Genomic DNA, 25,223 nt, shown 5'->3' with positions numbered 1-25,223 from the left:
CGACCATAGTAAATATGTATGTGCTATGCATATATGCGTGCCGCATTCGCGATACGACCGTCTCGACGAGTTGCTGACTCGGCTTCATGTCGCACGTCAGCGGCCCAGTTGGCGACGCCGTCTGCTCGAAGGAGACCCGGTCGCGAACGTGTCGACTCTGCGGGTGCTGCGGGCTGTCGAGCACTCGCAATCCGCCGGCGACGGGGCGTCGATCAGCGACGTCGCCGAGTACATGGCTGTCGAGCATTCGACGGCCAGCCGGACCGTTGGCGCCGTCGTCGCCGCGGGACTGCTGACGAAGGCGTTCGCCACCGACGACCAGCGCCGCTGCGTCCTGGTGCTCACCGACGTCGGCCAGAAAGCACTCGCGACGGTGACGGAGCGGCGACGTGAGTTGGTCGCCGAGACGATCGCTGACTGGCCCGACGCTGACGTAGACACCCTCGTCGGTCTGCTGGAGCGGCTGACCGAACGCTTCGAAAGCTCGGCGGGCCGATGACTGCAGAAGCCACCGTCGCGCCGGTGCGGCCCCGCAGCGCGCTCGCGCTGATGTTCGATCCCGTCTTCGGGGCGCTGTTCTGGGGCAAGATGTTCGCGGTCGTCGCCGTCTGGACGCACGGAATCGTCGCGGCCATCGTCATGTACGACGCCACGCATTCGGCGTTGATGGTCGGCATGGTCGGTGTCGTGCAGTTCGGACCGCAGCTGATTCTGAGCCCGACGAGCGGTAAGTGGGCGGACACCGGCGATCCGGCGCGTCAGATCCTGCTCGGCCGGGTGTTGTGCGTCGCCGGTTCGGGTTTCGCGGCCGTGTGGCTGTTCGCCGACTCAGACATGGGTGGCATGGCGATCGCGATACCCGTGCTCATCGGATCGCTGCTCGTCGGTCTCGGCTTCGTCGTCGGCGGGCCAGCGATGCAATCGATCGTGCCGAATCTCATTCGCGAGGGCGAACTCTCGACCGCCATGGCGCTGAACAGCATGCCGATGACCGTGGGCCGCATCGCTGGTCCCGCGACGGGCGCCTACCTGGCCGCGCACCTCGGTTCGGCCGCGGGCTTCGCCGTCAGCGCAGGCCTGCATCTCGTGTTCGCGATCTTCCTTCTCGTGGTGACGTTCCCGTCGCCGCCCGAACGCCGCTCCGGCGCCGACTACCGGGTTCGCACCGCGCTCAAGTACGTATGGCGGGACCGCCCGCTGCTGCTTGCTCTGGTCGCGGTGACGACGGTCGGTATCGCCTCGGACCCCTCGATCACGCTGACCCCGTCGATGGCTGACGCACTCGGCGGCGGCACACATCTGGTCGGGTTGCTGTCGGCGAGCTTCGGCGTTGGCGCCGCGGTGGGGATGTCCGTGCTGGCGATCATGGGCGGCCGGATGGCGTCTGCGCGGGTGTCGTCGATCGGCATGGTCGGCCTGGCCGCCGGGTGCACAGTGCTGACTTTCGCGACGACGCCGACGCTGGCGCTGGCCGGCTTCACGGTGTCGGGTCTCGGCTTCGGCTGGGCCATGACGGGGCTGTCCACTGTGGTGCAGGAGCGGGCACCGGAAGAGTTGCGCGGCCGGATCATGGCGCTGTGGCTGGTCGGGTTCCTCGGCTCGCGACCGATCGCCGCGGCGCTCCTCGGCGGGACCGCGGACTGGGTCAGCGTGCAGGCCGCGTTCGCGGTGGCCGCGGTTATGACGGCGGTCGTGGCGCTGTGGTGCCGCCCGTCAAACCTCAGAGGCGCGCTGCCGCAGCAGGTCCCGGGCTGACAGATGGACCGGGTCGACGCCAGCATGCTCACCGGGGTTTCGGAGACGGCGCTGCTCACGCTCAACGGCAGGGCGCACCAGGCCAAACATCCCGACGCAATCCTCGATGACCCGATGGCCATTCGGCTCGCCGACGCGATCGAGTTCGACTTCGACAAGTTCGGACGGCGCAAAGGTCAAGAGATGGCGTTGCGGTCGCTCGCCTTCGACGCAGCGGCCACCCGGTACCTGTCCAAGAATCCGAACGCCACGGTCGTCGCGCTGGCCGAAGGTTTGCAGACGAGCTTCTGGCGCCTCAGCAGTGCGTTACCCGACTATGAGTTTCGTTGGATCACAGTCGATTTCCAGCCGATCATCGACCTTCGCCGCCAATTGCTGCCGTCGTCGCCACGGATCACCAACCTCGCGCAGTCGGCGCTGGACCATTCCTGGATGGACGCCGTCGACTCGAGCAATGGTGTTTTCATCACCGCGGAGGGCCTGCTGATGTATCTGCAGCCCCACGAGGCGATGGGACTGATCACCGAGTGCGCCAAGCGTTTTCGAGGCGGCCAGATGATCTTCGACCTGCCCCCGACTCTGGTGAAAAAGGTAGCTCCGAAGGGCATGCGGTCCTCCAAGCAATACCGCGTCCCGCCGATGCCGTTCAGCCTGTCCGCTAAACAGCTGGCCGATCTGGCCAACACCGTGCCAGGGATTCGCGCCGTGCACGATCTGCCCATGCCTTCGGGGCGGGGCTTTCTGTTCGAGAAGGTGTTCCCAGCCTTTTGGCAGTGGCGGCCGACCAAACAGCTCCGCGGCGCCTACACGCTGCTGGAATTCGGCTGATCCGCCGGGCGTAGGGCAGGCTGTTCCTCACGATGTCCCTCCCGCCTTCCCGCCCATGCCTCTGACCGCCCCGCGCCTTGACGACCCCGACGAGCTCTTCACCTCGTTCGCGGCGTGGGCCGAGGCGCAGGGCACCGTCCTGTACCCCGCGCAGGAGGAAGCGCTGATCGAGTTGGTCAGCGGCGCGAACGTCGTCCTCGCGACGCCGACCGGTTCCGGCAAGTCCCTGGTGGCCACCGGAGCGCTGTACGCGGCGCTGGCTGCCGAGCGGCGCAGCTACTACACCGCGCCGATCAAGGCGTTGGTGAGCGAGAAGTTCTTCGCACTGTGCGACGTGTTCGGCGCGGAGAACGTCGGCATGCTCACCGGCGACGCCGCGGTCAACGCGGGCGCACCGATCATCACCTGCACCGCCGAGGTATTGGCCAATATCTCGCTGCGTGAGGGTGCCAATGCCGACATTGGCCTCGTGGTCATGGACGAGTTCCACTTCTACGGCGACTCCGACCGCGGCTGGGCCTGGCAGGTTCCGCTGCTGGAGCTACCGAAGGCCCAATTCCTGTTGATGTCAGCCACACTCGGCGACGTCACATTCCTCCGCGAGGACCTGACGCGGCGCACCGGCAGACCGACAGCGCTGGTGGCCAACGCCGTACGCCCAGTTCCCCTGCACCACTACTACGCGACCACGCCGATGCACGAGACGATCGCCGACCTCCTCGAGACGAAGCAGGCACCGATCTACGTCGTCCACTTCACCCAGGCCTCGGCGTTGGAGCGTGCCCAAGCGTTGATGAGCGTCAACGTGTGTACCAAGGAGGAGAAGAAGGCGATCGCCGAACTGATCGGCAGCTTCCGGTTCTCGACAGCGTTTGGGACGACACTGTCGCGGTTGGTTCGGCACGGCATCGGCGTTCACCATGCCGGGATGCTGCCCAAGTACCGGCGCTTGGTCGAACAGCTGGCGCAGGCCGGCCTGCTCAAAGTCATCTGCGGCACTGACACTCTCGGCGTCGGCATCAACGTGCCGATCCGGACTGTCGTGTTCTCCGCGTTGTCGAAGTACGACGGAACCCGCACGCGGCTGCTCAACGCACGCGAGTTCCATCAGATCGCCGGCCGCGCGGGGCGGGCGGGCTACGACACCGCGGGCACCGTCGTCGTACAGGCACCCGACCACGAGGTGGAGAACCTCAAACAGTTCGCGAAGGTGGCCGATGATCCGAAGAAGCGGCGAAAGCTGGTGCGCCGCAAGGTGCCCGAGGGCATGGTGCCGTGGAGCGAGAAGACGATGACCAAGTTGGTGGATGCCGCACCGGAGCCACTGACCAGCAACATGCGGGTCTCGACGGCGATGATCCTCGACGTCATCGACCGGCCCGGCGACCCGTTTGCGGCAATGCGCAGGCTCCTCACGGACAACCACGAGCCACGTAAGCGTCAGCTACAGCACATCCGTGAGGCGGTTGGTATCTCCCGCTCGCTGTTGCAGGCGGGGGTGGTGGAGCGGCTAGCTGCGCCGGAGGCCGATGGACGTCGCTACCGATTGACCGTGGACCTGCCACCGGACTTCGCGCTGAACCAGCCATTGTCGACGTTCGCGCTCGCCGCGGTCGAGGTGCTCGATACCGCGTCTGAAACGTATGCGCTGGACGTGGTTTCGGTGATCGAAGCGACGCTGGAGGACCCTCGCCAGATCATGGCCGCCCAGTTGAAGAAGGCTCGCGGCGAGGCCATCGCGGCGATGAAGGCCGAAGGTATCGAGTACGACGAGCGGATGGAACTGCTGGACGACGTGACCTATCCGCAGCCTTTGGCGGAGCTGCTCGGGCACACCTTCGAGGTGTATCTGCAGACCAACCCATGGGCCGCCGATGGTCAGTTGTCGCCGAAGTCCGTCGTACGCGAGATGTGGGAGCGGGCGTTCACGTTCCGCGAGTACATCAGTGTGTACGGCCTGACGCGTGCGGAGGGCGCGGTGCTGCGCTATCTGTCGGACGCTTTCAAGGCATTGCGCTCCGGAGTTCCTGCCGCGGCACGGACCGAAGAGCTCACCGATATCGTCGAGTGGCTGGGTGAGCTTGTGCGCCAAGTCGATTCGAGCCTGCTGGACGAATGGGAAGAGCTCACCAGCCCTGATCAGCCACTGCATGCACCGGTGGCGGTGCCAGCCCGTCCGCGCCCGCTGACGGGGAACGAGCGGGCGTTCACTGCCATGGTGCGCAATGCGCTGTTCCGGCGGGTCGAGTTGTTCGCGCGGCGGCGGTGGTACGAGCTCGGCGAGTTGGACGGTTCGTCGGGCTGGACGTCGGACCGCTGGGAGGAAGTGGGCGAGGAGTATTACGCCGAACACGAGGACGTGGGCACCGGGGCCGACGCACGCGGCCCGGCGCTGTTGATCATCGACCGTCGGCCCGGCGAGTGGCAGGTGCGGCAGATTCTGGACGATCCCGCGGGCGATCACGATTGGGGTTTCTCGGTCGAGGTGGATCTGGAGGCCTCCGACGAGGAGGGCGCGGCAGTGTTGCGGATCGTCGACGTCGGACGGCTCGACTGGGGATAGGCCCGGGCTCAGTCTGCTCGATCAGTGGCAGGCCGAGCCCGACATGGTCAGCCCGGAGTTCGGCAACGGATGGCTCCAGGCGTTGACCGATCCTGATGACCAAATGCGCACGGCATGGGTGGATCTCGAATTCGTCCGCGAGGTGTTTTACGCCGACTGCGACAAAGCGACCGCGGACGCAGCCCTCGGCCGCCTTCGCCCGCAGTCGGGATATCCGTGGGCGTTGCCGTGCTCGATGACCGAGCACCCACCGGCACCGGTGGCTGACGTATTGCTCGGCGTGCTTTAGCCGATATCGGCGATGACCAACCGGTATCCGAGGTCGAGGTGTGTCCGCTGAAGCAGGTCCGCGTGGCGGCGTTGCCAGAAACCGGCGTCCAAATCCGCGCGTAGTCGCGAAAAGCCCTCCTCTAGTTGGCTTCTGGGCGTCAAGGCGAGAAGCGACATCCCATCCTGCGCGGCACGCTCGAGGTAGACATGCGGTCGCCGCCAATAGGCACCTCCGAACCCGTCCACGCAGTCGTGCGGCACCGGGACGGGCACAACAGAGACGCAGTCCTCGCCGAGTAGCGATATCAGTGCGGTGATGGGAACTGCCAGTCGCGCGTCGGTTTCCGCGGCGGCCGGCAGGTATTCGCGCACCAACCAGAACTGGCTGAACACCGTGTGGTCCCAGGTGAAGATGACCACGCGACGTCGTGCGATCCGCATCATCTCCGCGACGCCCGCCGATAGGTCGGCCCAGTGGTGCACGGTCAGAAAGGCCGCGGCGGCGTCGACGGCTCCCGCGCTGATCGGCAGGTGTTCGGCCACCGCCTGGGCCGCGTGTGCGCTCCCTTCGGGCCGTTGGTCGATCATGACGCGACTCGGTTCGACGGCAACGACGGTGTTCGGAGTCTCGTAGGACCCGGTGCCGGCGCCGATGTTCGCCACCGACTCCATACCCTGCAGGGCGTCGTCTATGACCGCCGCGATGCGCGCATCAGGCCGGCGCGTGACCGAGTACGTCAGGCCAGTTCGGTCATAGGTGGGCATGCGGTATTGAACAACGCGCCTAGTTAGTGGGTGGTGTTTGGGGTTCGAAGGGGTCGTACCACTTCCATTGGGCGCGTTCGCCGATGGGACCGCGATAGGGCGGTGCGTCGGGTGGGGGATCATTCGGTGGTCGGGCCAGTGAGGCTGAGGTGAGTTCGCGGCCGCGGGTGTCGGTGACGGTGATGGTGGGTGCGGGTCCGGTGACGGTGATCTCGCCGCGGTGGTGTGCGCGGTGGTGATAGGGGCACAGCAGGACGAGGTTGTCGAGTTCGGTGAGCCCGCCGTTTTCCCAGTGCTGGATGTGGTGGGCGTGCAGGCCGCGGGTGGCTGCGCAGCCGGGGACCGCGCAGGTGGGGTAGCGATACTCGAGTGCGCGGCGCAGCCGGCGGTTGATGGTGCGGGTGGTGCGCCCGGCGCCGAGGGGTTGGCCGTCGCGTTCGAACCACACCTCACACGTCGCGTCACAGGTCAGGTATCGGCGATCGCAGTCCGACAGCAGCGGCCCCAGATGTAATTGCGCGATCTGGTCTTTGACGTCGAGGTGCGCGATCACGGTGGTGCGCTGGCCGTGGGGGCGGCGCGCGGCGTCGGCGTCGGCGCCCGCCTCGACGAGCGCCATGAACGCCGAACCTTTGGTGGGAAACGGAGGTCGGTGCTCTGGGCGCAGACCCTCTTCGTGATCACGTTTCCACGCTGCGATCGCGGTATCCAGCTGCGACTGCACCGCGGCGCCGAACACCGCGGCATCCAGATGCGACAGCTTGATTCTCCAGTACTCGTACTGGTCGTCGCTGTGGGTCTTGGTGAGCTGGGGCGGCAGCTCGGGCTCGGGTTTGGGCGGGCGGTCGGGGTCGGGTTCGCGGTAGGGGTCGGGTTCGGGTGGCAGGGGTGGTTCGAGTTTGAGGGCGGTGTTGAGTTGGCTGACGGTGGCGACTTCGGCGAGTTTGGCGTAGTGCTCGTCGGATCCGGTGGCGGCTTTCTTGGCGATGGTCCCGACTTGATCCAGTGACAGTCGGCCTTCGCGCATCCCTTGCACGCAGCGCGGAAACTCCGGCAGCCGATGGGCGATCGCGGCAATGGTATTGGCGGTGGTCGTCGAGGAGCCGGTCTTCCAGCCGACCAGCGCCGAGATCGAACGACAACCGGTGATCCCCAACATGCGGCCGTGGTCCATCTCGGCGGCGATTTCCACGATGCGCGCGTCGATGACGTTGCGTTGACCCATCAACTCGCCCAGCTCGCCGAACAACACTTCCAGTCGGTCCTTCCGGCTCATCACCGGAGCATCGGGTGTTGCCGTCGAGGACATAACCCGATCAAAGCAGAAGGGTCCGACAGGTTAAGGGCCACAACAAATTAACGCCGACGTCGCACAGATCTAGCGGTCGATCCCCCGGTGGCCCGACCGCACCAGCGCATTGCGGGGCCGCAGGAAGCCCGGCTGCTGGAAGGTGCGAAGGGCACGCCGCGCCCCGGACGGCACCACCCGCTTGAAGAAGACATCCGCGTCGAAGGCTGCCCGAACCTCGTCGACGTAGGAACGCGGGAGGCCGAAACGGATCCTGCCCTGGCTCACCTCGACCAGATCAGCCTTGCGGACCGCCTCCACCAGCGTCGCATGCGGGCGCCCAGGCTTGTAGGCGAACAGCCGATGATGCTCGGCGACGATGAGCGCCAACTCATCTGACCAACTCTCGCGGCCGGTCTCGGCCAGCCATGCGTCCTGCGCCTCGATCGACGGCACGAGGTAGTCGATCGTGTCGAATGCCGCCAGGTCGTGAAACGCCGACGCGATGGCCAGCTTGTCGTCGCGGTTGCCTTCGTCAGCTGTGAACGCACGAGCGAAGTTGATAACGCGATAGACGTGCGCCTTATAGCCGTCGTAGCCCGCATCGTCGCCGTGCGCGTAATGGCGATGCGATTCCAGGATCTCCTCAGCCAGGGAAGAGTTTTCGAGAATCTCAGGCGTGGTCATCGGACCCCCGACGGCACCGCCCACGCGCTGCCCTGCTCGCGATCCAGCACCGTCTCGCCCTTGTTCTTCAGCCCGAAGATGTAGACCAACAAACTCACGCCGATGATCACGGTGACGTAGATGATGAACAACGTCACGTGATCGGGCTTGGACGCCTGGTACAGCATCGGGGCCGTACCACCGAACGCCGAGTTCGCCAGCGCGTAACCCAAACCCACTCCAAGGGCACGGATCTCGGCCGGGAACAGCTCCGCCTTCACGATCGCGTTCACCGACGTGTAGCCCGTGATGATGATGTAGCCGACGGCCAGGATGAGAAACGCCATGATCGCCGACGTCGTCTTCGGCAGGAACGTGAGCAGAATGTATGTAAAGATCGCGCCGGACACACCGAAGAAGACCAGCAGTGGCTTGCGCCCGACCCGGTCGCTGAGGAGCCCACCCACCGGCTGCAGCAGCATCAGGAAGATCAGCCCGAGCAGGTTGACCCACGTCGCCGTCATCGCGCGGTCAGAACCGAAGGTGGACTTGACGATTGCGGGTGCGTTGACGCTGTACGTGTAGAACGCGACCGTGCCGCCTGCGGTGATGAGGAAGACGAGCAGCAGTGGCCGCCAGTGCGTGGTGAACAGCGTCTTCAACGAGCCGGCCTCGCGGTCCTTGCCCGCCCGAATCGCTTCCAGGTGCGTCTCGCTCAGCGACTCGTCCATCGAGCGCCGAATCCACAGCACCACAAGCGCCGCGACGCCTCCGATGAAGAAACCGATGCGCCAACCCCACTCGTGCATCGCGTCGTCATCGAGGAACTGCAGCGCGATCAACAACGTGAACTGCGCCAGCACGTGGCCACCGACGAGCGTGACGTACTGGAACGACGACAGGAAACCGCGCCGGTTCGCCGTCGCCGCCTCCGACATGTACGTCGCCGACGTGCCGTACTCGCCTCCGGTGGCGAAGCCCTGTACGAGGCGGGCCAGGATCAGAATGACCGCCGCCCAGTAGCCGATGCTTTCGCGCGTCGGCATGATCGCCACAACGAACGAGCACGTCGACATCACGGTGATGCTGAACATCAAGGCCGCCTTGCGTCCGCGGCGGTCGGCGAACCGGCCGAAGAACCACGATCCCACCGGGCGCATCACGAACGTCACCGCGAAGATCGCGTAGATGTACACCGTTGAGTTGGTATCTGCCTTGTCAAAGAACTGCGCCTCGAAATAGGACGCGAACACCGTGTAGACGTAGACGTCATACCACTCGACGAGGTTGCCCGCTGAGCCCTTGATGGTGTTTAGCACTGCCCTTCTGGTGCTGGTGGGGGCGCGTGTCGGGCCGGTTTGGGGGGACGCCGTAGTCATGCCGGGGACGCTAGCCCTACGACCCGCAATATCGGAAGGGGTTTGCGCTTCGGAGCGATAAACGCTTACCTATTCCTGTGGTTCCCGAATTGAATCGCCGCCGCGTCATGCAGATTGCCGGCATCGGCGCACTTGCGGCCACCGTGTCCCTGCCCGCCGCCCATGCTGACCCGCCGTCCGGCAAGTACCTCTTCGAGGACAACTTCGACGGAGAGGCAGGCTCCGCCCCGGACTTCTCGTTCTGGGAGCCCGCGTATGAACGCGAGAGTATGGAGGACCCAACTTTCTGGGAGTTGCCTGAAAACGTCGGCCAGTACCGCGACGACCGGCGCAACCTGTTCCTCGACGGCAATTCGAACCTCGTACTCCGTGCCGCCAAGGACGGCGACACGTACTACAGCGGCAAGCTCTTCGGCAAGTACCGCGGCCCCATCAACACCACCTGGGAAGCCCGGGTCAAGTTCAACTGCCTGACCCCCGGATGCTGGCCCGCCTGGTACCTCGCCAACAATGATCCCGCCCACGGCGGCGAAGTCGACATCATCGAGTGGTACGGCAACGGCAGCTGGGCACCGGGAACCACCGTCCACGCCAACCTCAACGGCGGCGAACACGTCAGCCACAACATCACGCCGGACAGCGCGTGGCACAACTGGCGCGCACAGTGGACCGACGCGGGCATCAGCTTCTGGTTGGACCACACCGAGGGTGCATCGCCGTACTTCACCGTCACGCCCGACATGCTGCCCAATTACCAGTTCAGCAACCCCGGCTTCACGCTGTTCCCGATCCTGGGTCTCGCGGTCGCCGGCTCCGGGGGCGGCGATCCCAGTGGGGGCACCTACCCGGCGACGATGCTCGTCGACTGGGTTCGCGTCTGGTAAAACGTTGGACGCCAGCGTGATTCCTCGCTTCGCAATCGGCGAGGGTTACGCGGTCTATCGCGGTCCGACGACGGCTGGCACCCTCCATCGACACGCAGCCTTCCAGATCATGATCGGGATCGGCGACGAGGTCGGTGTCGTGGACGCGGCCGACGTCACCCATCGGGCCGCAGCACTCGTGGTGCCCCCTATGCAACGACACTGCCTGCTGGCCACCGCGGATGTGCTGACCTACTTCATCGAACCCCACTGCGCCTTCGCCGACCGGCTGCGCGAGCACTACGGCGACGGCATCACCGCGGCCCCCGAGTTACTAGGCCTGGGCGAGGACGACGTCCGCCCGGCGGGCATCCGCGGCTCCGACGACCTGGACCCACGCCTCGTCGATGCACTGAATACTCTGGCGGACAGCGATATTGCGCTCCCGGATCTGGCATCCGAAGTCGGGCTCTCACCGCAGCGACTGCGCGCGCTCGCACGGCAGCAGTTGGGCATGCCGCTGGCCCGCTGGCGGGTGTGGACCCGGCTGCGCCGCGCCGCAGAGGCGCTACGACGGGGTCAGTCCTTGGCGGACGCTGCGACCGAGGCGGGCTTCGCCGATCAGGCACATCTCACCCGTCAGATGCGCGAGATGATGGGGCTCACGCCCGCGGCCCTGCTTCCGATAGTGCGCAGTCACTCCTTGCAGGCGACGTAGACGGAGATCGACCCACTCACCGTCGGCACCACCTCGGCCTCGCGCACATCACTGAACCTGCACTCGGACAACAGCTTTGGCAGCACTCCGTCCGCGTTGGGCTGGGTGTCGTCCTTTCCGTCGGCGAGCTGGACGATGCGGAACGCCATGCGCATCAACGCCGTACGCTGCAGCCCGAAGTCGGCGATCACCACCTTGCCGCCGGGCTTCAAGACGTCGTAGATCGAGGCGAGTACCGCCTGCTTCATGGGCAGCGGACATTGGTGCAGCACCAGGCTGGACACGACAGTGTCCACCGAGTTCGCGCCCAACGCGTCCACCAGCGCGTCGCCCATGCTCACGCGCCAGTCCACCCTGACGCCGCCCGCGTCGGCCTTGTCGCGCGCCAGCGCGAGCACTTCGCGGTCCGGGTCCAGCCCGATGATCTGCGCGCGCGGTTCTACGCGGCTCAGGAGCACCGCCAACGATCCGGTACCGCAGCCCACATCGGCGATGACGTCGCCGGGTCGCGGCGCGACGTACATGGCGGCCAGCGACCGCCACAGCCGCTCACGCGTCAGCGCGACGACCGGGTCGTAGAACCGCGTCGGGGCGAAGCGCCCGGCGGCCGGGGTGAAGGCCTGCTCACTCATGTGCTCAGTGTCGGCGCCCGCCTGCCATGCGGTCTTGAACAAAACGCTTGTCCGGCGATTAGCAGTAAACACAGGGAATACATCTCCTCGATGCGGCCTTGAGCACTAAGACGATGGGAGTGGTGGATGGAGTTCGGGATCTCCACGTTCGTGACCGACGACGGCATCGACCCGGTCTCGCTTGCGAAGGCAGTCGAGGAGCGCGGTTTCGATTCGCTCGTGATCGCCGAGCACACGCACATTCCGGCGAGCCGGGAGTCACCGTATCCGATGGGCGGCGAGCTGCCCGAGAAGTACTACCGGACTCTCGACCCCTTCGTCACGTTGGCCGCCGCGGCGGCGGTGACGTCGAAAATCGAGCTGTTCACCGGCATCGCACTGCTCATCCAGCGCGATCCAATCACCACTGCGAAGGAAGCCGCGAGCATCGACCTGATCTCGGGCGGACGGTTCGTCTTCGGTGTGGGCGCCGGCTGGAACCTCGAGGAACTGCGCCACCACGGCACCGACCCCAAGACACGCGGTGCGCTGCTCGACGAGCGCATCGAGGCCATCCGCACGCTATGGACCGACGAGCCCGCGGAGTTCCACGGCAAGTACGTCGATTTCGATTCGTCGTACCTGCGTCCGAAGCCGATGCAGAAGCCGCATCCGCCGATCTACATCGGCGGCGACTCCGCTGCCACCGTCAAGCGGATCATCCGGCACGAGGCGGGCTGGATCTCCAATGCATTTCCCGCCGAGCATCTGGCCAAGCGCATCAGCCAGCTCCGCGACGGCGCGGGGCACGACGTCCCGCTGGCACAATTCGGCACGCCGGTCGATCCGGACTACTGGCACGCCGTCGAGGATCTGGGGTTCGGGCAGGTGGCGCTGCTGCTACCGACCAAGCCGCTGGACGAGTCGCTGCGGTTGCTCGACGAGTACGCCGAACAGGTCGCCAAGTACCGCGGCTAGCTCTGGGCGGCGACCCTGGCGCGCTCCTTCATCGAGGCGATCACTCCACCATCGTTGAGGACATCTGTGCCCGTGAGATAACCGGCCGCCTCGCTTGCGCAGAAGGCGAGCAGCGCGCCCATCTCCTCGGGCTTGCCCCAGCGCGGAACCGCGGCGTCGGCGACCATCGCCCCGGCCCCCGCCTGCTCCTCGAGCCTGCCCATCTCGGTGTCGATGGACCCCGGCGAGACCGACAGGATGCGCAGCCCCTTGCCGTTGAACCGCTCGCACTGCGCCGAGCTGTACCACCGTACGAAGCTCTTGCTGATCGCGTAGGCGATGCCGGAGCGCGCCTCCTCACCGGCGATGTCGCAGGCCGCCAGCATCGCCGCCATGAAAGCGGCCTCGTCGGTCATGGCCGTCGGAAACTGCGCGGCCGGGATCAGCTCGTCGGGCAGCATGTGTGCCGCCATTGATGCCACGTTGACGATCGCCGCGCCCTCGGCGGCCAACTCGTAGAACACCTCGTTGACGTTGACCGTGCCCATCGCATTGGTCCGCATGACGTAGTCGGCGTCGCCCATGCTGGGGCTGACTCCGGCCGTGTGAATGACGGAGGCGATCGTCCCGAGGCCGTTTGCGGTGTCGAATAGCTGCGCTACCGCCGCCCGGTCGGTGACGTCGCAGTTGACGATCACCGGAGACGCTTCGAGGTGTGACAGCGCGTCCGCCGCCGCGTCGAGGCGCTCCTGTCTGACGTCGCAGAGCACGACTGTGTGGTCCCGGCCGACGATGTTGGCCGTGGCCAGGCCCATGCCGCCCACACCGCCTGTGATTACCGACACTTGAGTCATATCTGGACCGTATACAAAAACGGCGGCGTTACATATCCCTGATCCGATGTCATAGTGACGTCCTTACGTTTAGTGATCACGTAGGGTGGTTACGGATACTAATTAGCCGAATGATGCCGTGATGCTGGAGTGATGCTGATGCTGTCGATCAAGACCACTTTGACCGCAGTTGCGGTCTCCGGCGGGCTGACCGCAGCCACACTCGGTATGGGCGCCGGGCTCGCGATCGCTCAGCCGCCGCCACCGCCTCCTCGACCCGCCGAAGCACCGGCACCGCCACCGCCTGTTCTTGGCGAAGTTCCGCCGCCCAACGCACCACCGAAACCGACCGAATTCTGGCTCGGCGAGCCCGTTGTGTGGACGTCCGGCTGGGGCGGGCGCTGGGCGATCTTTAAGAACGGCCAGCCCCTCCTGCTGTCGTCGAATATCGTCACCGGCGGCGGATAACCCCTCAGCCAGGGGCGCGTGCGGCGTCGCGAAGTATCTGCTGCAGGCGTTCCATCGGGGTGCCGGGTTCGAGTCGCAATTGTGAGTCGTCGCGCGTTGTCGTACCTCCGGACGGCGGCGGAGGCGTAACTGTGGCCTCTGGCGCCGGCGGAGGCGGCGGTGGAGCCACCTGCGCCGCGTCGATCTTCCGGTTGAGGCGCATTAGCGCCTCGTCACGTAACACCTGTCGCTGCGGATCGGGGTCGGTGTTCCCCGCAAAGCATCCCTGTGGAGCCTGTTCGACGACGGTGCGCGCGCCGAGGTAGTAGTCGACAGCGGTTTGATTGTCGAACACCGCGGCCGCCCTATCCCCCAAGGTCTCGCGGACGAGTTCGAGGTTGACCCGCGCAGCGCACGACTCCGTGCGCGCCAGACTTTCGCCGAACTGTCGGTCCGCCTCATCGAGACGGTTGTCGAGCACCGCGAGGCTGCCCGCGGCGAATGGGGCCTTGGCCGGTTCGATCACGTTGAGCACGGTGAGCGAGTCCACCGCGCGGCGTAGTCCGTCGCTGTCGCGCTCAGTGAACGCCGAAGCGGCAGAGCCGCCGGCGACCACGACCGACAGCGACTTGATGATCACGACCACGAGGAGCAGCGCCACCGGCGCGGAGAACACCAGCAGCCGACGTCTCAGCCGCAGTCGCGCCGGACCGCTTCGCCACCAGTTCAGGAACGTCATCCCGCCAGCTCCACTCCGACGTATCGGCTGCGACGGAAATCGCGCAGCACGAAGTAGAGCTCGAGGAGGATGAGCACCGCAGCGCCGAGCGCAGGCAACCAATAGGTTTCGGTGTCCCCCGTCGAGGCAGCGGCCGCCGCCTGCTCGCCCGTCCCACCCCCGTCGGGCAACTCAGCCGTCAGTGGCGCGTCGTCCGTACGCGCAACGAAGGGCACACCCAGTTGGCCGGCAACAGCGCGCAGTGTGGCGTCATCGACCGACGACCGCTCGATATCCGTGCCGGGAATCGGGCCGCCTTCGCGCGTGCCATAGCCGAGCACCGCACCGCCGTCGACCGCCCCCGCCGGTGGGGTGAATTCCCTTGCGGGCAAATCGGACTCGGGCGCGCCCGCGCCGAGGTAGAAGACCAGTGTCGTCGCTCGCGGATACTGCTGAACCGCACTGATCAGCTGGTAACGCAACACCGTGCTCGCCGCACCGGCGTTGGCTTGCGTGACGGCGTCAGGCCCGAACGCGTAGGGCGTGATGGTGTCCAATATCGGCCGCAGGCCCCACGTGTCCGCGGACAGCGGCCAGTCGAGTGACGGGGCCGATGAGAACCCGATGACGGCGAACCGCGCTCGGGGGTATCGATCGATCAGCACGTCGAGGTCCTCGCGCACCACGTCCATTCGGGAGCGTCCATCGAGGTCCCGAACCGCCATATCCGGTGAGCGGTCGACGACCAGGAAGACGTTCGGTTCGGTGTCCCCGGCGCTACGCGTGGGCGCCTGGTCGTCACCGACGAACACGACGCGAGTGGCCGCCACGACGAGCAGGAGCGCCGCACCGGTGACGAGGAGCCAACGGCCCAGCGCCGCCCGGTGACGCCCGGCGGCTCGCCAGCGTCGCAGCGTGATGATCTGGGACGCGACAAGCACGGCGGCCACACCGATCAAGAGGGCCAGCGGCAATACCGGATGCAGGGTCATCGCCGCACCACCAGCGGCCACAGCACCAGGCCGACGAGCGCCACCAACGCCAAGACCAGTGGTATGTCCGGTGTTTCGACGGCGCTGACAGCGGCGGCCTGCGACGCGGTCGGCGGAGGCGGGTGGTCGCGGATCTCGGAGAGGTCGGCCGCCGTGTCGGTATTCGCCGGGAACGCGCGGCCTCCGCTCTCGCGGGCCATTGCATCCAGGGCGCCGTTCGCCGTATCGGTCCACAAGACGTTGACCTGGACCTCACCCTCGGCTGTCATGTCGCCGACGGCGCCGGGGGTGAACAGGGCCGGCCGGGTGTCACCGGGTGCGCGACGTGACCCAGGTCCGACGTAGATGAGCGAACGCCGCTGCGCTACTTCGTCATCAGCGGACGGAAACCCAGCCAGACACAACGCCAGCACGTCCTCCACACCGCCTGCGTAGTTGACATAGGAAGCGGTCGGCGGCCATTCGGCTGCGTTGAATTGAGCTGCGGCATATTGATAATCACGCGTCAGCGGCACGAGTCGCCGATCGGCGGTGGTCAAGCCGATGCGCTGAGTGGTGAACGTCTGCACCTGCGCGGCGAAGTACCGCAGCGTCGCACGAACCGTCGGGTCGCTTGGCGGTCCTCCCATACACAGCATGATGTCCTCGGGCAGGGCGCCCTGCGATTGCCGTGCGGCCGAGGGTAATCCCGTCGGGCGAGCAGCAGCGATCACCGAGGCACCGAAGATGACTGTCAACAGCACGATCGCGGCCACCGCCGACAACGTGCGCAGCCGTGCCGCACGGCGATACTCCGGCAGCCGGGTCAGCCGTTCGACGTTGGCCAGCAGCCGCAGTCGTCGCGGCGCCATCCGCATCGGCTTCACCAGCCCTGCCGCGATGCAGATCGCCAAGCCGAGACAGCCTGCGATCGCCACCATCCACCACGTCAGCTCCACGTGTGGATCAACTCCTCGGCGGAGTCGCTGACGGCTCCGACGTCGACAACCGAGTCGGCGTTGAACTGCGCGTCGATAAGGGATGTCAAAACCGGTGCAGCCGCGGCCAACTCGCCGGCGGCAATCGTGTCGAGCTGCATGTATTCGGCACGCGCACCGGTCGCTGTGTGCAGAAAGGCGCGCAGCTCGCGACTCAACGCCGCCGCGGCGGGAGCCGCCGCCAGTTCGCCGGCGCGGTAGCGCTCACCTATGGCGTGTACCGCTCGAGCGGACCGTCGTCGGACCAGCTCGCTACGGGCAGCACCGATGACGGGCAGACCGCTGATCCGTCGTCCCGGCATCGTCCACACGACCACCGCGGCGTACCAACCGATCAGAACGAACAGCAGCAGAACCGCGAGCCACAGCCACCACGACGAATACGGCGTGGGTCCGATGACGAACTGGACGAGTTCATCTGACACGGGCGAACGCTCCGGTCATCGCCGTCAGCCCGGCCCTGATGCGTGTGCTCCCGGTGAACCTCGCGTGTGCTACGCCGTGGACCGTCAGGAACTCCGAAAGACGTTCCCGCCGTTCGAATTCAGCCTGTCGGTAGGCCTCGACGACGTGCGGCCCTAACTCAGCGCCGCTCATGAGGACACGGCCATCGGCGATGTCGTACCCGTCGTCCTCATCATCGACCGACCCGACCACAGCCATGTCGGCGACCATCGCCCACAGCACGTCGTGTCGTGCGGTGAGTTGGGTGAGCGTCTCACCGAGACCCTCGCTGATCTCCGGTTCGTCCGATACCACGAAGATCAACAGCGGGCGCCGATAGTGCTTGGCCACCCAATTCAACTGTGTGACAACGCTGCTGGGTGCGGGTTTGGTCGTGGTGTGGTGGTGAAACCGGTGCAGCATGCTCTCGATGTGCGTCTCGCCGCGGCGCAGGCGGATGTCGACGCATCCACGGACATCGCCGAACACCATGCCGATCTCGTCGGAGCGACGCAACGTGATCAGGCCTATCGCACCGATGACGTGCGCGGCGACATCGCGCTTACGCTCGCCGGAGGGCGCCTGCGCGACGGTGTTCTTTCCTGCGTCGGCGATGACGAGGATCTTGTGGTGCTTCTCGGAGACGAAGCGCTTGATCAGGACGTGGCCCGAACGCGCCGTTGCCTTCCAGTCGATATCGCGGACGTCGTCGCCGGGCACATACGGACGCAAGTCGTCGAATTCGAGGCTGCGGGTGTGCACCAGCGCATACCGGCCACCGTCGAGCAGACCCGTGGTGTCGCGGCCGAAGAACTGTTTCGCGCGGTCGAGATGCGTACCCATGACCTCACGGCACCCGCACCGCTGCCAACACCGCGTCGATCACCACGTCCGGGGTGATCTGCAAGCTGGCCGCCTCGAACCCGAGAATCAGGCGGTGGCGCAGCACGCGATGGGCAAGGCTCGCGACATCGTCGGGCACGACGTGATTGCGCCCGCGGACGACAGCGAGCGCGCGCGCTGTGCGGCAGAACGCGATCGTCGCCCTGGGACTCGCACCGTATTCGATCAGCCGGGCGAGGTTCGCCGGGAGAAATTGCTCCGGTGCCCGCGTCACGCTCACCAACCGACTGGCGTACTCGATCAGGTCCCGGTCCATGTACACGGTTCGGACGAGGTCCTGCACACGCCGGATGTCGTCGACCCCGACCACCGGATGCGTTCGGTGGTTCTTTTCGTACAGGCCGGCGTCCATCCGCGACACGACCTCGACTTCGTCGTCAACGGAGGGATAGGCCACGAGGTCCTTGAGCATGAAGCGGTCTGTTTGCGCCTCGGAGAGGGGATACGTGCCTTCTTGCTCGACGGGGTTCTGGGTCGCGATGACCAGGAAGGGTTCGGGGATCGCGTATTCCACTCCCGCAATGGTCGTCTGGCGCTCTTCCATCGCTTCGAGCATCGCGCTCTGTGTCTTCGCGCTGGATCGGTTGATCTCGTCCAACAGAACGATATTGGCGTGCACGGGCCCGAGTTGGGTGACGAAGGAGTTGGTGGCCGCGTCGTAGATCTGCGTGCCGATGATGTCGCTGGGCAGCAGATCGGGCGTGCACTGGATCCGCCGGAAGCCGCCCTGGATTGATTCGGCGATGACGCGGGCTGCGGTCGTCTTGGCCAGGCCGGGCACGCTCTCGATCAGCAGGTGTCCTCCGGCGAGGAGCGTGATCAGCAGTGATTCGCGCAGCTCGTGCTGGCCGACCACCTTGGCGGAGAACGCCGAGGAGACCGCGGCTACCACGCGTTCGGCTTCTGCCAGATTCCGCTGGTCAAGCCGTTGTTGGGGCGCGGTCATAGAGGCCTTCCTCAAGGGGGCGAGTCACGCCTGGATACCCCACCACGGCGATCTCACGCGTGAGAACGCGTCACACAGGTGGGATCAGCACCGTGTAGAGGGCGACGATGACGCCGTCTTCGATCGTTGCCGCGTCGAATCCGGACATGCTCATTTGTCCGGTTGTCGGGTCGACGAGATTCCAGGCCAGATATCCGAACCCGGGCAGCACGTGTACCGGGCCCGCCGCGGCGAACTGTTGATCTCCCAGTTGGTTCTGGAGCGCAACGCATTTCGCGTCAAGTGCGTCGCGTCCGGTTGTCACACCCTCGGCATCTGTCCACCGCACGTCCGCCGCATAGGTGCGCTCGATCGCCGCGCGCCGCGCCGCCTCGTCGCGTTCATTGAACACTTCGAGCAGGTTCGCCAGCATCAGGTTCTCAATGTTTTCGCTGGACATCACGCCTCCTGGTTATTTTCGGCCGAAGTAGAGCTCCTGGGTCGCGATGCAGACCAGTTGGCCCGCGCGGTTGTACATGGTTGACGTCGACAGCCCGCGGCCGCCGATACCGCTCGGCGAAACCTGGTCGGACAGCACCCAGTCCGACAGGTCGACGGGCCGGTGAAACCACAGCGCGTGGTCGATGAGCGCGTTGAAGGTGCCGATGGGTGTCTGTCGGCGCCGCGCGAGAGCCGCCTCGACCATCGTCGTCCCCGACAGATAGGTCAGCAGACAGCTGTGCAGCACTTCGTCGTCCGGTACAGAACCGTTGGGCCGCCACCACATTCGCAACCGCGAAGACGGCTCGGATAGTTCCTGCGCGAGACGGGGCGGCGGATCCACGTAGCGCAGATCGAACGGCTGCGATCGCACCCAGTGGCCGCCGTACTCGTCCGCGTAATCCACCAACTGCTCTTGAACAGGAGGCAGCGTTTCGGGATCGGCGACGTCCGGCATCGGCTGGTAGTAGTCGAGCGCCTCGATCGGCGCGCTCAGAGATGCGAGGACTTCGAGCAGGATCTCGCCGTTCTGCCGGGCCGTGACCTGACGGGTTGACAGTGCACCGCCGTCGCGCGCCACATCGACGAGGAACTCCACGGGCTCACGGGCGTCACCGGCTCGCACGTAGTACACGTGCACGCTGTGCGGTGTCCGACCGGGCGCCGTCAGGCTCGCCGCCATCAACGCCTGCCCCGCGATATGACCGCCGACGATGTGGTGTGCCGGATTGTCGAGCTGCGGGGCCTGGAAGTGGTTGTCGTCCAGACGATCGACGCGGAGGGTGGCGATAACGTCGGCCAGGTTCGGCGCGCGGTATATCACCTGGGCATCATGCCGCAGCCGTTTTCGCCGGTCGGATCGCGGGTAAGGGTCTGACATGACGACACCGGAGAACAAGGACGAAACCGACGAGATTCTGACCACCCCAGCCACGCCGGGAGCGGACGCTCTGCCGACGGAGGCCGACGAGGACGACGCGACAGCCGACGAATGAGCTCCGGCAGCTCGCTGACCACCGAGGACCTCGAGTTTCTCCGGCGTCCGCTGCACGGATTCCTGTCGGTGGCCAAGGGTCCGATTCCACCGCAGCCGCGGCCGGTGTGGTTCGAGGCCACGACTGAGGGAACGGTCCAATTATTCACGGGCCCAGATACTTTGAAGGTACGCCGGGTGCAGGACGATCCCCGGGCCTCAATCGTCGTCGCCGCCCCGGTTGGCGAACGCGAGCGCTGGGTGTCGGTCGCGGGCCGCGCCACGGTGGAGCCCGATGGTGGCCACGATCTGGCCACCCGCCTGGCCGAGCGCTACTGGGATCTCGACGACCCGCTGCGCGCGAACGACCTTGCCGAGATTCTGGCCGAGGACCAGGTTCGCTTCGTCATTCACCCAACAAAGGTCAGTCGCTACACGTACTGACCGATCAGGCCAACGGTTGGCCCTCCTTCGTCAGCACATGCCACTCACCGCCGAAGAGGTCCAGGCCCTGGCCGTCGGCGTCCTTGTCGCTCGTGTCACCCGCGTAGTGGTAAAGCGGGTGGCCCTTGTAGGTCACCTGCTTGGCGCCGTCGCGGCGCAGGGTGGTCGCCGCGGACCCCGCGTCGATACCGATGCCGCCCGCCGGGTTCCCCTTGGCCAGCATCGGCAGCCACGTGTCCGCGCAAACGTCGTAACAGGTGGGGTCGTTCAGGGGATCGGTGGTGAACGCGTACACGGTGCGGCCCGAGCCATCGACGATGATCTGCCCGAGATCACCTCGGTCGTCGATTTCCAGGGAGACGTCGCCGATCGGCGGGATCTGGTCGGTGGACGGGATGGGGGTTGGTGTACCTGTCGCGTCGGTTCGGGGCGACGCGACGGTGCTTGCCGTCTCGCCGGCCGTCGAGGACTCTGTGGCGGCCTGGTTGGCGAAGGCCGCGCATCCGGTCAACGCCGCGGCGCTGAGCAGCACGATTGGAAAGGGATGCATGGTAATTCCGTTTCCACCTGCGCCCGGGCTCAAACCAACCGTGGCGTGCGCCACTAAACGGGCGCGAAACGGTCCGCCCACGGCAGTGCCTGCTCGAGCTGGGCCGCCAGCCGGATGAGCAGCGACTCGCCCGCCAGCGGCGCGACGAACTGGACACCCAACGGCAGACCCTCGGCCGTCCAATGCAACGGCAGCGAAATCGCCGGCCTCCCAGTGATATTCGCCAGCTGCGTGTACGGAACCCAGCCGAGGTTCTTGTCCACCATGTCGTCGACGATCTTGGTGTAGCGCAGCGCCCGGGCGGTGTGGGTCTTGAGCAGCAGGTCCGCGCCCTTTTGCAGCGCGATCGGCAGATCGAATTCGCCGATCTTCGGGGGCGGAGTCGCCAGTGTGGGAGTCATCAGCAGGTCATACGACTCGAAGAAGGTGGTCAGCCTGCGCGTGTGCTCGTGGCGCTTCTGGACCGCATCGACATAGTCCACGCTGCTGGTCGCACGGCCGACTGCCGCGAGGATCAGGGTGTCGCGCTCGAAAGATTCGTCGCCTGCTCCCGACACCCGTTTGGCCTCGGCGAGTTCCCACGCGGTGTAGACGAACCACGCAAGCAGAAACTCGCGGGCGAGCGCCGCATCGTCGAACGGCGCTTGCGGCAGCTCCTCGACGTGGTGGCCCAGCGCGGTCAGCGCCGCGACGGTGGCCTCGACGGCCGCATACGCCTCGGGGTGCGGTGACGGGGTGATCGCGCACGGTACCCGCACGCCGATCCGCAGCTTCCCCGGGTCCGCACCCACGTTCGACGCGAACGGCGCATCCGGCAGCCCGGGCACGAACGGTCCGCCCGGCTCTCCGCCAAGGATCACGTCGAGCATCGCGGCGCTGTCGCGCACGGTCCGCGAGACGACGCCGTGGACCGCCGCTCCGTGCATGGACTCGCCCGTGCCCGGACCCGAGGGCGTCAGACCACGGCCGGGCTTCAAGCCGACGAGCCCGCAGCATGCCGCCGGGATGCGAATGGAACCGCCGCCGTCACTCGCGCCTGCGCACGGCACGATCCCCGCTGCGACCGCCGCCGCCGCACCACCCGACGAACCACCGGGTGTGCGCTGCAGATCCCACGGATTGCGCGTGGGACCCCACGCGACAGGTTCGGTGACGCCCTTCGCGCCGAACTCCGGGGTGTTGGTCTTGCCGAAGATCACCAACCCGGCGTCGATCCAGCGCTGCACCACGGTCGCGTGCTCGGCGGCGGGCAACGACATCAGCGCGCGCGACCCGCCCGACGTCGGCAGACCGGCGAAGTCCTGCCCGAGGTCCTTGATCAGGAATGGGACACCGGCGAACGGACCACTGCTGTCGGCAGTCGGCTCGGCGGGGACATCGCGCACGATCGCGTTGATCCGCGGGTTCACCGCGGCAGCGCGGTCCCGCGCCAGCGCCAGCAGCTCAGCCGCGGACACGTGCTTGTCGGCGACGAGTTGTGCCAGCCCGGCCGCGTCGTACATCCGGTACTCCTCGAAGTTCATGCTTCGACCGTATGTGCAGCCGGGCTGCTTCGGTCACCCTCCCCCGCGCCGGATTCAGAGCTGCTTAACGGGTTGATCACCAGCACCACGCGCGTGCGATCGACCCGTTAGGGCACCGTTGCGTGGCTATCGTGCAGCCATGAGCTCCGCTGCAGCCCGCCCCACCGCCCTCGTCACCTACGAGTTGGACGATCACATCGCCACCATCACGCTCAACCGGCCGGAGGCACGCAACGCCATCAACGGTGCGCTGCGTCAGGAACTGAACGCCGCGTGGGACCGGTTCCGCGATGACGAGGACGCGTGGGTGGGGATCCTCACCGCCAACGGCAGCGTGTTCTGCGCCGGCGGCGACCTCAAGGACGGCGAGGGCTCGGTGGGCACCTTCGGCGGAACGTTCTGGGAAAAGCCGACGATCAACTCTTTCGAGAGCGGGATGGAACTGTTCAAGCCGACCATCGCGGCCGTCAACGGCCCCTGTGTCGGCTATGGGGTGACGGGGATTCTGTTCTGCGACTTCGTCATCGCGTCCACCACGGCCACGTTCTCGTTTCCGGAGGTGACCCTGGGAACACCGACCATCGTCGGCGCGATCCGCCTGCCCGAACGGCTACGGTGGGCCGACGCGATGGAACTGCTGTTGACGGGGGCGCCGATGTCGGCAGAACGCGCGAAAGAGGTTGGGCTGGTGTGGAAGCTCGTCGAGCCCGACGATCTACAGGCGCAAGCGCGGGCTTGGGCGCAGACACTGACGAAGGCCGCGCCGCTCGCACAGCGCGCGACGAAGGAGGTGGCGTGGCGCACCGCGAACATGGGGTGGATCGAGTCGGTCCGCTTCGGCGAGACGATGCGCAAGGTGGCCGCTGCGACCGAGGACGTCGCCGAGGGAATCCAGGCCTGGCAGCAGAAGCGCGCGCCACAGTGGCGGGCCCGCTGAGCGTTTAGAAATGGCTAGACACAATTGATTTTCTGTCCAGCCATTCGTTAGGCTCGCGTGGACCGCAGGGGAGGACACCGTGCTCAAAGAACGCTCGCGGGTACGCACGATCACCGAAGCCGTCCGCGATTCGAGTTCGATGATCGGCCGCGGAGTGCTCCAGGATCTGCGCCGCACCAACGTGCGGCGCGCACGTGCATACGTGCCGCGGACCAACTTCGACCCGACTCACCCCGACGTCATCGCCGATCCGTTTCCGCAGCTGGCTCGTCTACGCGAGAACCGGGTGGCGGTCAACGAACGGCTCAACGTCTGGATGCTGTCGCGCTATGACGACGTGGTCGCCGCCGCGCGCGACCACAACACCTTGTCGTCGGCTTCGGGCATCCTGTTGCGCTCGATGCCTATGCCCGGCGTGGTGAGCACTGACGAACCCGACCACACCCGGCTCCGCCGTATCGCCGCGCCCTCGTTCACGCCGGCGGCGGTGCGCCGACTCGAGGACACGCTGAGTGACATCAGCAAGCGCGGCGTCGAGACTCTGTTGAGCGGCGCCACTGTCGATGCTGTCGCCGCGCTGACAGTGCCGCTGCCGGTCGCGGCGATCGCGGTGATCCTTGGTGTCGACGAGGCTCGGCGCGGCGAATTCCAGCGGTACTCCGACGATTTCAGATCCGTGTTCGCGGTCAGCTCACTGTCCGGGATGACCCGATCCACGGCGCGTGCGCTGCCCGGGATGCTCGCGATGCGCGGCCTGATCCTCGACGAGCTGGCCCGACGGACGACGACGCCGACCGACGACGTGTTCGGTCGCATCCGCACCGCCCTCGACGGCGGTGAGATGTCCATGCTCGAGGCGATGACTGCGGCGATGATCCTGCTGGTGGCCGGCAGCGAGACGACCACCAACCTCCTGGGAATCCTGCTGATGCAGCTCGCCCGCGACCCCGCTCTCTACGACCGACTGCGGGACGACCGCGACCTGATCGGCGCGGCGACCGAGGAGGCGCTGCGCTGGGGTTGTCCCGTGCAGTGGGTGGGGCGCACGGCGCAGGCGCCGTACCGGGTCGGTGACGTCGTCATCCCGCCCCGCTCCAGAGTGGTCCTGTTCTACGCCAGCGCGAACCACGATCCCGAGCGCTTCTCGCGGCCCGAAGAGTTCGACATCGACCGTGGCGGCGCGGGTCACGTCACCTTCGGCCACGGCGCGCACTTCTGCATGGGGGCGCACCTCGCGCGGATGGAGGTCCGCATCGCGCTGAACCAGATCCTCGACGCCGCCGAGCGCATCGAGTTGGCCGGACCCGTCACCTGGACGACGACTCCGTCCCTGTCCGGACCTACGTCAGTGCCGATAAGGATGGTGCGCTGAGCCGGGCGCTGTCAGACTCCG

Annotated in this window: 28 protein-coding genes; 12 read left to right on the top strand and 16 right to left on the bottom strand. The window is 66.4% G+C overall.

The genetic code is table 11. The features are described from left to right. The first annotated feature begins 25 nt into the window (after positions 1-25). From ACIA48_RS02515 to ACIA48_RS02495, 5 genes are read left to right on the top strand one after another with little or no spacing between them, the layout of a single operon-like run. Positions 26-499: a MarR family winged helix-turn-helix transcriptional regulator gene (locus ACIA48_RS02515; protein WP_396727296.1), complete on the top strand. Its 474-nt coding sequence runs from the start codon at positions 26-28 to the stop codon at positions 497-499. Next, positions 496-1,755, top strand: coding sequence for an MFS transporter (locus ACIA48_RS02510; RefSeq protein WP_396727294.1), 1,260 nt, complete (start codon positions 496-498; stop codon positions 1,753-1,755). Before ACIA48_RS02515 ends, ACIA48_RS02510 begins: the two co-directional genes overlap by 4 nt. Positions 1,756-1,758: 3 nt before the next feature. Then, positions 1,759-2,583 carry a class I SAM-dependent methyltransferase gene (locus ACIA48_RS02505; RefSeq protein ID WP_396727292.1) on the top strand — a complete coding sequence of 275 codons (825 nt, stop codon included), beginning with the start codon at positions 1,759-1,761 and terminating at the stop codon, positions 2,581-2,583. A gap of 55 nt (positions 2,584-2,638) precedes the next feature. Beyond that, entirely contained in the window at positions 2,639-5,146 is a 2,508-nt protein-coding gene (locus tag ACIA48_RS02500; protein WP_396727291.1) for a DEAD/DEAH box helicase, read from the top strand. A 43-nt stretch (positions 5,147-5,189) separates the two neighbouring features. After that, a complete protein-coding gene (locus ACIA48_RS02495) occupies positions 5,190-5,435 on the top strand; it encodes a hypothetical protein (protein ID WP_396727289.1) in 246 nt (81 codons plus the stop codon). Here ACIA48_RS02495 and ACIA48_RS02490 read toward each other — a convergent pair. The 4 genes from ACIA48_RS02490 to ACIA48_RS02475 form a co-directional block, all read right to left on the bottom strand. Next, positions 5,432-6,181, bottom strand: a complete 750-nt coding sequence (locus ACIA48_RS02490; RefSeq protein WP_396727287.1) for a methyltransferase domain-containing protein — start codon at positions 6,179-6,181, stop codon at positions 5,432-5,434. The two genes, ACIA48_RS02495 and ACIA48_RS02490, sit on opposite strands and share 4 nt — an antisense overlap. Positions 6,182-6,200: 19 nt before the next feature. Then, the gene (locus ACIA48_RS02485) at positions 6,201-7,490 is read right to left on the bottom strand and encodes a DUF222 domain-containing protein (RefSeq protein ID WP_396727285.1); all 1,290 of its coding nucleotides are present in this window, start codon (positions 7,488-7,490) and stop codon (positions 6,201-6,203) included. Between the two features lie 69 nt (positions 7,491-7,559). Then, positions 7,560-8,156, bottom strand: coding sequence for an HD domain-containing protein (locus tag ACIA48_RS02480; RefSeq protein WP_396727283.1), 597 nt, complete (start codon positions 8,154-8,156; stop codon positions 7,560-7,562). Then, on the bottom strand, positions 8,153-9,514 hold the full coding sequence (locus tag ACIA48_RS02475; RefSeq protein WP_396727282.1) for an MFS transporter: 1,362 nt from the start codon (positions 9,512-9,514) through the stop codon (positions 8,153-8,155). Before ACIA48_RS02475 ends, ACIA48_RS02480 begins: the two co-directional genes overlap by 4 nt. Positions 9,515-9,621: 107 nt before the next feature. On the opposite strand from ACIA48_RS02475, the gene ACIA48_RS02470 reads away from it, so the two are divergent. Then, on the top strand, positions 9,622-10,398 hold the full coding sequence (locus ACIA48_RS02470; protein ID WP_396728456.1) for a family 16 glycosylhydrolase: 777 nt from the start codon (positions 9,622-9,624) through the stop codon (positions 10,396-10,398). A gap of 16 nt (positions 10,399-10,414) precedes the next feature. After that, positions 10,415-11,095 carry a helix-turn-helix domain-containing protein gene (locus tag ACIA48_RS02465; RefSeq protein ID WP_396727280.1) on the top strand — a complete coding sequence of 227 codons (681 nt, stop codon included), beginning with the start codon at positions 10,415-10,417 and terminating at the stop codon, positions 11,093-11,095. Here ACIA48_RS02465 and ACIA48_RS02460 read toward each other — a convergent pair. Continuing rightward, the gene (locus ACIA48_RS02460) at positions 11,074-11,727 is read right to left on the bottom strand and encodes a class I SAM-dependent methyltransferase (protein WP_396727278.1); all 654 of its coding nucleotides are present in this window, start codon (positions 11,725-11,727) and stop codon (positions 11,074-11,076) included. The two genes, ACIA48_RS02465 and ACIA48_RS02460, sit on opposite strands and share 22 nt — an antisense overlap. Positions 11,728-11,853: 126 nt before the next feature. Between ACIA48_RS02460 and ACIA48_RS02455 the strand changes: the two genes are divergently transcribed. Beyond that, on the top strand, positions 11,854-12,684 hold the full coding sequence (locus tag ACIA48_RS02455; protein WP_396727276.1) for an LLM class F420-dependent oxidoreductase: 831 nt from the start codon (positions 11,854-11,856) through the stop codon (positions 12,682-12,684). Here the strand turns inward: ACIA48_RS02455 and ACIA48_RS02450 are convergent. Beyond that, positions 12,681-13,517, bottom strand: coding sequence for an SDR family oxidoreductase (locus ACIA48_RS02450; protein ID WP_396727274.1), 837 nt, complete (start codon positions 13,515-13,517; stop codon positions 12,681-12,683). The genes ACIA48_RS02455 and ACIA48_RS02450 overlap by 4 nt on opposite strands. A 138-nt stretch (positions 13,518-13,655) precedes the next feature. Here ACIA48_RS02450 and ACIA48_RS02445 point away from each other — a divergent pair, with 138 nt between their 5' ends. Then, positions 13,656-13,964 (top strand): hypothetical protein, encoded by a 309-nt coding sequence (locus ACIA48_RS02445; protein WP_396728454.1) that lies wholly within the window; start codon positions 13,656-13,658, stop codon positions 13,962-13,964. Between the two features lie 4 nt (positions 13,965-13,968). Here the strand turns inward: ACIA48_RS02445 and ACIA48_RS02440 are convergent, their stop codons facing one another. From ACIA48_RS02440 to ACIA48_RS02405, 8 genes are all read right to left on the bottom strand, one after another. After that, the gene (locus tag ACIA48_RS02440) at positions 13,969-14,682 is read right to left on the bottom strand and encodes a hypothetical protein (RefSeq protein WP_396727273.1); all 714 of its coding nucleotides are present in this window, start codon (positions 14,680-14,682) and stop codon (positions 13,969-13,971) included. Next, positions 14,679-15,653, bottom strand: coding sequence for an LPXTG cell wall anchor domain-containing protein (locus ACIA48_RS02435; RefSeq protein ID WP_396727271.1), 975 nt, complete (start codon positions 15,651-15,653; stop codon positions 14,679-14,681). Before ACIA48_RS02435 ends, ACIA48_RS02440 begins: the two co-directional genes overlap by 4 nt. Continuing rightward, a complete protein-coding gene (locus ACIA48_RS02430) occupies positions 15,650-16,591 on the bottom strand; it encodes a hypothetical protein (protein WP_396727270.1) in 942 nt (313 codons plus the stop codon). The genes ACIA48_RS02435 and ACIA48_RS02430 overlap by 4 nt, the downstream gene beginning before the upstream one ends. Continuing rightward, the gene (locus tag ACIA48_RS02425) at positions 16,582-17,055 is read right to left on the bottom strand and encodes a hypothetical protein (protein WP_396727268.1); all 474 of its coding nucleotides are present in this window, start codon (positions 17,053-17,055) and stop codon (positions 16,582-16,584) included. Before ACIA48_RS02425 ends, ACIA48_RS02430 begins: the two co-directional genes overlap by 10 nt. Beyond that, positions 17,045-17,917 carry a DUF58 domain-containing protein gene (locus ACIA48_RS02420; protein ID WP_396727266.1) on the bottom strand — a complete coding sequence of 291 codons (873 nt, stop codon included), beginning with the start codon at positions 17,915-17,917 and terminating at the stop codon, positions 17,045-17,047. The genes ACIA48_RS02425 and ACIA48_RS02420 overlap by 11 nt, the downstream gene beginning before the upstream one ends. A 4-nt stretch (positions 17,918-17,921) precedes the next feature. Then, a complete protein-coding gene (locus ACIA48_RS02415; protein WP_396727264.1) occupies positions 17,922-18,923 on the bottom strand; it encodes an AAA family ATPase in 1,002 nt (333 codons plus the stop codon). Positions 18,924-18,993: 70 nt separating this feature from the next. Then, a complete protein-coding gene (locus ACIA48_RS02410; protein WP_396727262.1) occupies positions 18,994-19,362 on the bottom strand; it encodes a nuclear transport factor 2 family protein in 369 nt (122 codons plus the stop codon). Positions 19,363-19,374: 12 nt separating this feature from the next. After that, complete coding sequence (locus ACIA48_RS02405; protein WP_396727260.1) at positions 19,375-20,226, bottom strand: acyl-CoA thioesterase; 852 nt, start codon at positions 20,224-20,226, stop codon at positions 19,375-19,377. 168 nt (positions 20,227-20,394) lie between these two features. On the opposite strand from ACIA48_RS02405, the gene ACIA48_RS02400 reads away from it, so the two are divergent. Beyond that, on the top strand, positions 20,395-20,820 hold the full coding sequence (locus tag ACIA48_RS02400; protein ID WP_396727258.1) for a pyridoxamine 5'-phosphate oxidase family protein: 426 nt from the start codon (positions 20,395-20,397) through the stop codon (positions 20,818-20,820). Positions 20,821-20,824: 4 nt separating this feature from the next. Here the strand turns inward: ACIA48_RS02400 and ACIA48_RS02395 are convergent, their stop codons facing one another. After that, positions 20,825-21,370, bottom strand: coding sequence for a hypothetical protein (locus ACIA48_RS02395; protein WP_396727256.1), 546 nt, complete (start codon positions 21,368-21,370; stop codon positions 20,825-20,827). Between the two features lie 53 nt (positions 21,371-21,423). Further along, entirely contained in the window at positions 21,424-22,893 is a 1,470-nt protein-coding gene (locus ACIA48_RS02390; RefSeq protein ID WP_396727254.1) for an amidase, read from the bottom strand. 139 nt (positions 22,894-23,032) lie between these two features. On the opposite strand from ACIA48_RS02390, the gene ACIA48_RS02385 reads away from it, so the two are divergent. Beyond that, a complete protein-coding gene (locus ACIA48_RS02385; protein ID WP_396727252.1) occupies positions 23,033-23,830 on the top strand; it encodes an enoyl-CoA hydratase/isomerase family protein in 798 nt (265 codons plus the stop codon). Between the two features lie 79 nt (positions 23,831-23,909). Beyond that, the gene (locus ACIA48_RS02380) at positions 23,910-25,202 is read left to right on the top strand and encodes a cytochrome P450 (RefSeq protein ID WP_396727250.1); all 1,293 of its coding nucleotides are present in this window, start codon (positions 23,910-23,912) and stop codon (positions 25,200-25,202) included. Positions 25,203-25,223 lie beyond the last annotated feature (21 nt).

Source organism: Mycobacterium sp. NPDC051804, assembly GCF_044452905.1.
In the GTDB taxonomy this organism is placed as follows: Bacteria; Actinomycetota; Actinomycetes; order Mycobacteriales; family Mycobacteriaceae; genus Mycobacterium.
This window is presented reverse-complemented; position numbering and strand designations above follow the sequence as displayed.

Bases quoted from the DNA above. Each gene is read 5' to 3' on its own strand.
- ACIA48_RS02515 (WP_396727296.1), top strand. From the start codon at position 26: ATGCATATATGCGTGCCGCATTCGCGATACGACCGTCTCGACGAGTTG.
- ACIA48_RS02510 (WP_396727294.1), top strand. From the start codon at position 496: ATGACTGCAGAAGCCACCGTCGCGCCGGTGCGGCCCCGCAGCGCGCTC.
- ACIA48_RS02505 (WP_396727292.1), top strand. From the start codon at position 1,759: ATGGACCGGGTCGACGCCAGCATGCTCACCGGGGTTTCGGAGACGGCG.
- ACIA48_RS02500 (WP_396727291.1), top strand. From the start codon at position 2,639: ATGCCTCTGACCGCCCCGCGCCTTGACGACCCCGACGAGCTCTTCACC.
- ACIA48_RS02495 (WP_396727289.1), top strand. From the start codon at position 5,190: ATGGTCAGCCCGGAGTTCGGCAACGGATGGCTCCAGGCGTTGACCGAT.
- ACIA48_RS02490 (WP_396727287.1), bottom strand. From the start codon at position 6,181: ATGCCCACCTATGACCGAACTGGCCTGACGTACTCGGTCACGCGCCGG.
- ACIA48_RS02485 (WP_396727285.1), bottom strand. From the start codon at position 7,490: ATGTCCTCGACGGCAACACCCGATGCTCCGGTGATGAGCCGGAAGGAC.
- ACIA48_RS02480 (WP_396727283.1), bottom strand. From the start codon at position 8,156: ATGACCACGCCTGAGATTCTCGAAAACTCTTCCCTGGCTGAGGAGATC.
- ACIA48_RS02475 (WP_396727282.1), bottom strand. From the start codon at position 9,514: ATGACTACGGCGTCCCCCCAAACCGGCCCGACACGCGCCCCCACCAGC.
- ACIA48_RS02470 (WP_396728456.1), top strand. From the start codon at position 9,622: ATGCAGATTGCCGGCATCGGCGCACTTGCGGCCACCGTGTCCCTGCCC.
- ACIA48_RS02460 (WP_396727278.1), bottom strand. From the start codon at position 11,727: ATGAGTGAGCAGGCCTTCACCCCGGCCGCCGGGCGCTTCGCCCCGACG.
- ACIA48_RS02455 (WP_396727276.1), top strand. From the start codon at position 11,854: ATGGAGTTCGGGATCTCCACGTTCGTGACCGACGACGGCATCGACCCG.
- ACIA48_RS02450 (WP_396727274.1), bottom strand. From the start codon at position 13,517: ATGACTCAAGTGTCGGTAATCACAGGCGGTGTGGGCGGCATGGGCCTG.
- ACIA48_RS02445 (WP_396728454.1), top strand. From the start codon at position 13,656: ATGCTGTCGATCAAGACCACTTTGACCGCAGTTGCGGTCTCCGGCGGG.
- ACIA48_RS02440 (WP_396727273.1), bottom strand. From the start codon at position 14,682: ATGACGTTCCTGAACTGGTGGCGAAGCGGTCCGGCGCGACTGCGGCTG.
- ACIA48_RS02435 (WP_396727271.1), bottom strand. From the start codon at position 15,653: ATGACCCTGCATCCGGTATTGCCGCTGGCCCTCTTGATCGGTGTGGCC.
- ACIA48_RS02420 (WP_396727266.1), bottom strand. From the start codon at position 17,917: ATGGGTACGCATCTCGACCGCGCGAAACAGTTCTTCGGCCGCGACACC.
- ACIA48_RS02415 (WP_396727264.1), bottom strand. From the start codon at position 18,923: ATGACCGCGCCCCAACAACGGCTTGACCAGCGGAATCTGGCAGAAGCC.
- ACIA48_RS02410 (WP_396727262.1), bottom strand. From the start codon at position 19,362: ATGTCCAGCGAAAACATTGAGAACCTGATGCTGGCGAACCTGCTCGAA.
- ACIA48_RS02400 (WP_396727258.1), top strand. From the start codon at position 20,395: ATGAGCTCCGGCAGCTCGCTGACCACCGAGGACCTCGAGTTTCTCCGG.
- ACIA48_RS02395 (WP_396727256.1), bottom strand. From the start codon at position 21,370: ATGCATCCCTTTCCAATCGTGCTGCTCAGCGCCGCGGCGTTGACCGGA.
- ACIA48_RS02390 (WP_396727254.1), bottom strand. From the start codon at position 22,893: ATGAACTTCGAGGAGTACCGGATGTACGACGCGGCCGGGCTGGCACAA.
- ACIA48_RS02385 (WP_396727252.1), top strand. From the start codon at position 23,033: ATGAGCTCCGCTGCAGCCCGCCCCACCGCCCTCGTCACCTACGAGTTG.